The sequence below is a fragment of the Bacteroidota bacterium genome (assembly GCA_035506275.1).
Classification (GTDB): Bacteria; Bacteroidota; Ignavibacteria; order UBA10030; family UBA8401; genus JAGVPT01.
This window is the reverse complement of the sequence record DATJPT010000003.1, coordinates 233,329-240,593: the sequence shown is the minus strand read 5'-3', so window position 1 is coordinate 240,593 and position 7,265 is coordinate 233,329. Positions and strand designations below refer to the sequence as shown.

The following is a 7,265-nucleotide window of genomic DNA, read 5'->3' as shown; positions in this document are numbered from 1 at the left end:
CGTGATCAAGTTCGGGCTCGCTTTCGTCCCGTCGCAGATAAACGTCCCCAGCACATGGATCCATCCCAACGGGTTCGCCATGATCAACGTGTCCCCAGCACTCACCGTTAACGTGTCTCCAACATTCACACTGATACTGTCCAGAATAACGTACGTATGATTGGGAAGCGTCGTCCCTTTGACCGATCCCGTAAGGATCGAATGCAGCGGAGTATCCGAGTAAGCCGTTCCCAGTACGAAAAAGAAAAGCATTGTTGTAATCACCTTGGACATATGGTTCTCCTTTTGTTTTTTGAGGTAATGAATTGGCTTATTGTCGATGGCAGATTAAAGTTTGTAGCTGATTCCGATCGAGCCGCGAATTTTGTTCAGATCTCTTTCGATCACGATCGGCGAATGCTGAACATATTGGCCGGACACAACTTCTGTGACGGCTTTTGAGTTTGTGAGATTGATCACTTTGATGCTGATCTTCATGCTGGAAAACAACTGCTGGTCGGCGGAAAGATCGAGTTCGCTGACGCCGTCCTGATAGGTGTCGTAGCCGTCCAGCCTGCTGACCGCGAGCAAACTCTTACCCGTATAATTGTAGGAGAGGTTTCCCGACGTCCCCCATGCCGGGCTTACGTATGAAAGCGTGACGTTGACGATCTGAGGGGATTGAGATTGCAGCGGGCGTTTTTGCTGATAGTACGATTGAACGAGATCGCCGTAAATGTCCTCTGCTGAGACCTGCTTCGTGCTCGTGATTTGCGAAAAGACATAGCTGTAATTTGCCGTGATCCCGAGGCCGCCGAAATGTTTGGACGCTACCCCTTCAAAGCCATAGACTTTCGCCGGGTCTCCGTTCCCCTTCGTTGTGACCAGAAGAACGCCGACGGACTGAAATTGATCTTCGATCGGATCGATGATCCTCTTGTAATACAACCCCGCGGAGAAGGCATCCGAAGCATCCGGATAGTATTCATAGCGAAGGTCGATGTTTGTAGCCCTGGCAGGCCGGAGATTGGGATTCCCCTGCGACTGACTTTCATCCAGCCGGTCGACGGCCGGAACGAGGTCAAAGTAGCTCGGCCGGCTGAGCGATTGTGCGACCGAGAGTCGTCCGATTTGGTCCGGCGTGAATTCATAACGGAAATGGATTCCCGGAAGAACATTGACCATCTTCACGTCGTTTTGCTGCTCCGTAAATGAAGCAGAAGCACTCGTGAAATACTTATCCTGCGCATTCTCCCATCTGACCCCGGTAAGAATTTGAAGTCTGTCAAAGATCAATGTGTATTGCAGGTATGAAGCAAGAAGGAGCTCGCTTGCTTTGTAATTCTGATATCCATAGACCGTTGTCCCCGAAGTGCTCCCGTAACCGAATACGGTGGTTTTGGCGCTGTCGATTGACGTGAACGTCTGCGTTCTCCCGTTGATGATCGACGGATTCAATTGATAGTCGTCTTCGTAATTGACGCGATTGAGTTTTTGAGCGACGAAACCCGCCTGAATCGTATGCATCCCGTCCGATGTCAGATGCCAGGTTGCGTCGAGCTTGCCGAGGTTCTGATGATCGTCGTTCTTTCTCCATGAATGGGTGATGTCTCCGAGCCCCTGAAATGGTTCGAGCTTTCCGTTCGCATCATAGTTCTGCAGGATCGAATACTCGGCCTCGTCGGGACGGTCCTGCAGCGCATCGGTATAGTTGAGCGTCCAGTTCAATGAAAAAGGAGACGTCGAAAAATGGCTCCCCGAAAGCGAAACACTGGAGATATCCTGGATGCGCAACGCCGACCGGTTGGTGTAGGTCAGATCGTTGGCCCCTCGTGAACCGTCGATCTCTATCTGGAGTGCATGCCGGGTCTGTGCCTCTTCCTGGCGGACGTACATATACGTTGCAGAAAGCTCTTGTCCTTCATCGGCGATGAAGTCTCCCTTCGCAACTGCACCGCCCCGGGTTTTATTGACGTAATAGTTTTGGTTATTGTAGGTGGAAGCGTACGGAATCAGATGTCCCTGACTGTCGATGGTGTTGATGTCGGAACCTAGAGAGTAAATGTCGGTGTGCACTTCGTTATAGGTATTTTGAAAACTGCCGGCAGCCATGAGTCCGAGCCTGTTATCGAAAAAACGGTCCCCGACAAGAGCGGAAAAGAGACCGTCCGCAGGAGCGGGGGCGTTGGTAAATTTCAGGTTGGCGATGGAAAAATCTGCACTTGACGGATTGTACCTTGGTTTGAGTTCAGTGGTGGGATCCGAATCGCTCACCGTTCCATGAAGCCGCTCGGGATCGAGTTCGGGGACCGCGCTTCTGTTGAATGAGCTGAACGAATTTCCAAGCACGCCCGATGTCGATCCGCTCGCAGCGTTGAAGTTGAAGACGAACCGGTCGGGAGCTTCCCTCAGCATCAGGTCGGTCGAACCGCCGATCGCGTCCCCCGCGATGTCGGGAGTCAGCGACTTTGTTACCTCAATCCGCTCAAAGAGGCCGGACGGGAAAATGTCCATCGGCACGAAGCGGTCTTTTGATTCGGGACTAGGAATTTTGATGCCGTCAACCAACGTATTATTGTACTGTTGCGCGAGCCCTCTCATCACCACATAGCGTCCCTCTCCCTGGTCTCGGATGAGCGACATGCCCGAAACGCGCTGAAGGACGTCCGCAGCAGTTCTGTCGGTTGACTGCTCGATCGTCTGCGCGGAGATGACGTTGACAAGATTGGCTGCGGTCTTTTCCGTTGCCCGGGCCGTAGTTTCAAGTTCATTGTTCGCTCTTGCGGTGACGACGGATTCGCCCAGAGTGATGAGCTTTTCTTTCAGCGAGAAATTTTGGACCAATACAGAAGACCCTTCGTCTACGGTGATGCTCTCCTCTTTGGCGGCAAATCCAAGGATGCGCACAACGATCTCGTACTCTCCTGCCGGCACATTCCGAATAATATAATCTCCACTCGTGTCGCTGACGGTTCCGTACGTTGTTCCCTCAATGAAAACGGATGCACCGGCGATCGCCAATTTCGTTTTGCTCTCCCTTACGTTTCCTTTGATCGTGCCGGAGAATGTTTCCTGCGCAATAATGATGAGTAACAAAAGGAGGATCGCATGGTATTGACGTAGCATAGAAGAATTCTGTGGGTAAAGAAAGCGAAGAGGTTCTGGAAGAATGGACTCCCGCTATGACCGCAACCTCGCTCCAACGAGCGGCGACAATGTACGCTCGTTTTGTTATGCGAGTATTACTGTACAGTGAACTGCATAAGAATAAATTATTATCGGAATGCTAACGCGGATGAACATGTCGATGGGAAGCCTCATTGACACAGCAACGGCATCTCAACATGTCATTGCAGCGGCCCTAATTCTTCTCTTTCCGAAATGGACGGAATGCGAACCATTGCTGAGGAAAATACCCCTTTGGAAAACCAGAATAGGTGAGGCCGTATGAAACTGGCCTTTCAATCGAGGGCAAAAATCCGGTCCCGAATAACCAATCCCATACTGCAAGCTTGGTGGAATAGTTGACGCTGTTCCCCTTCCCTTTGGCATGATGCCAGCGATGCATCTCCGGGCCGTTAAAGAAAAACTGCAGCCTGCCCGAATGAACATTGATGTTGGAATGGATATACATTCCCCATACGGCGTCCACAATTCCTTTCAAAAGAACGACTTCCGGCGCCGCGCCGAGGAGGATGATCGGAGTGAACTCGATCGACTGGTTTATTAAAATTTCAAGCGAGTGGGACCGGGCTCCCGCCAGCCAATCGACATCCCGCACCGAATGATGTGCTTCATGAATTCTGTAAAGATACTTGTTATGATGCTGCCATCGATGGAAGAGGTAGATATAAAGATCGTGAGACACAAAAAAAAGAAGGAACTGCCCCCACACCGGCCAGTCGGAAATGATATGAAACCGCGAGACCGACGTTTCATTATCCAGCCAGTGAATGAACCCGAAGATAACCCAGCTCAGGATGTAACTTTGGAAGATCGTATACATTCCTAGATCCGTCCAAAACCCCTCCCTGAACAATGGCTGGCCGGCGGTATAAGGGAATCGGCGTTCTAAAATTATGAGTACCAGCGCCGAAAGCGAAACGATCACCGGTGAAAGAATTTCTAAATTCATACCAAATTCTGAATAGACACATCCCTCAGCTCAAGAAAGGGACCAAGGAGGCATCATGCCGTAACTTTTTCCCGAACCTGGCGGAGTCTCTTTCGCGGTCCGAGCTCGCTTTCATAGACCCGCTTTATCCCGTCTCCGACCGCCTTCTCAATGTCGCGGATATTCTGCACCAGGCGGATCAGCCCGCCGATCTCGACCGAAGCCGCCTGATCGCTTCCCCACATGGCTCTGTCTAAAGTTATATGCCGCTCCACGAACGTTGCTCCCATTGCCACCGCCGCCCATGTCGGTGCGAGCCCTGTTTCGTGGCCGGAATAACCGACGGGGCATTCGGGAAATTTTTGCTTTAAAGTCTGGATCATCTTCAAATTTAATTCTTCTGCCGGACAGGGATACGTGGAGGTGGAATGAGCAACGAGAATGCTCTCCCGTCCAAGAAGGGTCATTGCACTATCGATCTCATTCTCCGTCGACATCCCGGTCGAGACGATCATCGGCTTGCCGGTCTGGCGTTTCTTCATCAACAGTTCATTGTTCGTCAATGCGGCCGAAGGCACTTTGTAGCAGACCGGGTTAAATTTTTCGATAAAATCTACCGACTCTTCATCCCAGCACGATGCGAACCAGTTGATCCCGCGTTCTCGGCAGTGGCGGTCGATGTCGGCATATTCCTTTTCGCCAAATTCGACCATGTAGCGGTACTCAAGGTATGTCATCCGTCCCCACGGAGTATCGCGCATGACGTCCTGCTGATCTCTCGGGACGCACAGTTCAGGCGTCCTCTTTTGAAATTTTACTGCGTCGCATCCGGCGAGCACGGCACCGTCGATCAGCTTCTTAGCGATTTCGAGCGAGCCGTTATGGTTGATGCCGATCTCGGCGATGATGAAAATCCGTTCCCCTTCTCCAACAGACTTTTTGCCGATCTGGACCGTCGGTTTCTGCATTGCGATTCCCTTCACAGATTTGTTGAAATGGTTAATTAACCGTGTTTACCACGCCGTCCAACCGCCGTCGACGACGAGGTTTGATCCTGTCATGTAACCCGATGCATCGCTTGCAAGAAAAATCAATGCCCCCTTATAGTCCGTTGGCTGCGCCATGCGACCGAGGGGGGTGCGTGTTGCGTAGTGTTCGATAAAAGCCTTGTCCTGACCATTCTCAACCCCTCCAGGAGACAACGCATTGACACGCACTCCGCTTTTGGCCCAGTAGGTCGCAAGAAATCTTGTAAATGCGAGCACCGCCCCTTTCGTCGTCGGATAGGAAGGAGATTTATAGAACGATTGTTTTCCGTCCTCCTGCCTATAGAGCGACTGGTCCGGCCCGACAAGCCCGTACGTCGATGCGATGTTGATGATGCTCCCTCTTCCCTGCCCAGCCATTACTTTACCGATCACCTGCGAGCATAGAAATGTGCCGGTGATGTTGACATCAAGAGATCTCTGCCAAAACTCAAGCGGATAATTTTCAAATTTCGACTGTTCTGCGGCCGCGGCAGGATTTTCGAAAGCGTCGTTGATCGCTGCATTATTCACGAGGATGTCGATCTCCGTATGGTCGTGAAAGATCCGGTCTCTCAGGGCTTCCACCGAAGCACGATGGGTGACATCTGCGCCGATGCCGACCGGTTTCGATGCCGTCGCGATTCCCAACTCCCGCGCAAATGCCTCACACCGCTCTCCGTTGAGATCCGTGACGATCACGGTCGCGCCGGCTTCGGCCAATGCAGAACAATGCTGCTTACCGAGGAGCCCAAGCGCGCCGGTGACGACTGCGACCTTCTTCTTGAGAGAAAAAAGGTCGGTCATGCGGAGACCTTCTTCGGTTTCATGTTGAAATTGCTCGTCTTTCGGAACACAGGCTCGACCGGCTCGCCCCGAAGCTGCCCGCGGACATTCTTTTCATCAACGGCCTTCTTAATGATCGGAAGAACTTCCTTGTAGACACTCAATGTGTATTTAACATCGGCGTCCGAGTGCGAATAACTCATGGTGTGGAATCCTCCCCATAAGATCCCGCGCTTGATCAATTCCTGCTGGAGGAGCGATTTTATTTCAAGAGGATCTCCTGCGCTTGCATCGAACGTGACGATCGTCCGGTAGCCAAACCCGGAACACTTTGTGAAGTTCATGCCAAGCGCTTCGGCGATCTCGTTGTATCCCTCCTTGAGGAGCGACCCGACGCGGTCAAGATGTTCGGGGACCTTCTTCTCCTTCAATTCTTCGATCGTCGCCTTTGCCGCGGCGAGGGAGAGCGCCTCGCCGCCGAACGTCGTGAAAAAGAAGACATCCTTTTCAAGGAGATGCATGACATCGCGCCGGCCGGTAAGTATCGAGATCGGCATTCCGTTAGCGACGGCTTTTGAATAGCACGCGAGGTCTGCTTTCACTCCGAAAAACTCCTGCGCGCCGCCTAGGGCGAGACGGAACCCGGTCCACATTTCGTCGAAGATGAGGAGCGTCCCGTTCTGCCGGCAAATTTCCTTGAGCCGGTGAAGGAAATTTCCGACGGGGGCCTCGAATACCACCGGCTCGAGAATAACGCATGCCGTTTCGCCGTCAATCGAATCGATGACCGATTGGATATCGTTGTAGTTAAAAGTGAAGGTGAGGTCGCGGACTGCCTGCGGGATCCCTTTATTCCGGTCGGTGACGCCGATATACCAGTCATGCCACCCGTGATAGCCGCAGCAGAGAACTTTGTCGCGCCCGGTAAATGCGCGCGCTAAACGCACCGCCGCTGTCGTAACGTCGCAACCGGTTTTGCTGAATCGTACCGATTCAGCGTTCGGGATCACCTCCCGAACAAGCTCCGCAACCTCGACCTCAAGCGGATGCATCATCGAGAATGTAATGCCGTCCTCTAATTGTTTTTTGATCGCATCGTCGACCCGCTCGTACGCGTAGCCGAGCGAGACCGGTCCTACCCCCATCGTGTAATCGAGATACTCATTACCGTCCACATCCCAGACGTACGCCCCCTTGCCCCTCTGAAGATATTTCGGCGCGACCCCTTTGACGTACTGACCCGGGCCCTTCGCCAGCGTCTGCGTGACCGCGGGAATCAGTCCCAGCGCGCGCGCATAGAGATCATCTGAGTTCGTAATGATCGGGTAGTTTTCATTCTTTCCGATTGAATTCATACTGCA

General features: G+C 52.4%; 6 protein-coding genes. All 6 read right to left on the bottom strand.

Annotated features, from left to right (window positions below; all coding sequences use genetic code 11):
- On the bottom strand, nt 1-273 hold a 273-nt coding region (locus VMF88_02405), incomplete at its 3' end, for a hypothetical protein (GenBank protein HTY09901.1).
- 54 nt (nt 274-327) lie between these two features.
- A complete protein-coding gene (locus VMF88_02400) occupies nt 328-3,105 on the bottom strand; it encodes a TonB-dependent receptor (GenBank protein ID HTY09900.1) in 2,778 nt (925 codons plus the stop codon).
- 235 nt (nt 3,106-3,340) lie between these two features.
- Nucleotides 3,341-4,114 carry a sterol desaturase family protein gene (locus VMF88_02395; protein ID HTY09899.1) on the bottom strand — a complete coding sequence of 258 codons (774 nt, stop codon included), beginning with the start codon at nt 4,112-4,114 and terminating at the stop codon, nt 3,341-3,343.
- 53 nt (nt 4,115-4,167) lie between these two features.
- Entirely contained in the window at nt 4,168-5,061 is an 894-nt protein-coding gene (locus tag VMF88_02390; protein HTY09898.1) for an N-acetylneuraminate synthase family protein, read from the bottom strand.
- A 45-nt stretch (nt 5,062-5,106) separates the two neighbouring features.
- The gene (locus VMF88_02385; protein HTY09897.1) at nt 5,107-5,925 is read right to left on the bottom strand and encodes an SDR family oxidoreductase; all 819 of its coding nucleotides are present in this window, start codon (nt 5,923-5,925) and stop codon (nt 5,107-5,109) included.
- A complete protein-coding gene (locus VMF88_02380; GenBank protein ID HTY09896.1) occupies nt 5,922-7,259 on the bottom strand; it encodes an aminotransferase class III-fold pyridoxal phosphate-dependent enzyme in 1,338 nt (445 codons plus the stop codon). The genes VMF88_02385 and VMF88_02380 overlap by 4 nt, the downstream gene beginning before the upstream one ends.
- Nucleotides 7,260-7,265: the final 6 nt, after the last annotated feature.

Bases quoted from the DNA above. Each gene is read 5' to 3' on its own strand.
- VMF88_02380 (HTY09896.1), bottom strand. From the start codon at position 7,259: ATGAATTCAATCGGAAAGAATGAAAACTACCCGATCATTACGAACTCA.
- VMF88_02385 (HTY09897.1), bottom strand. From the start codon at position 5,925: ATGACCGACCTTTTTTCTCTCAAGAAGAAGGTCGCAGTCGTCACCGGC.
- VMF88_02400 (HTY09900.1), bottom strand. From the start codon at position 3,105: ATGCTACGTCAATACCATGCGATCCTCCTTTTGTTACTCATCATTATT.
- VMF88_02390 (HTY09898.1), bottom strand. From the start codon at position 5,061: ATGCAGAAACCGACGGTCCAGATCGGCAAAAAGTCTGTTGGAGAAGGG.
- VMF88_02395 (HTY09899.1), bottom strand. From the start codon at position 4,114: ATGAATTTAGAAATTCTTTCACCGGTGATCGTTTCGCTTTCGGCGCTG.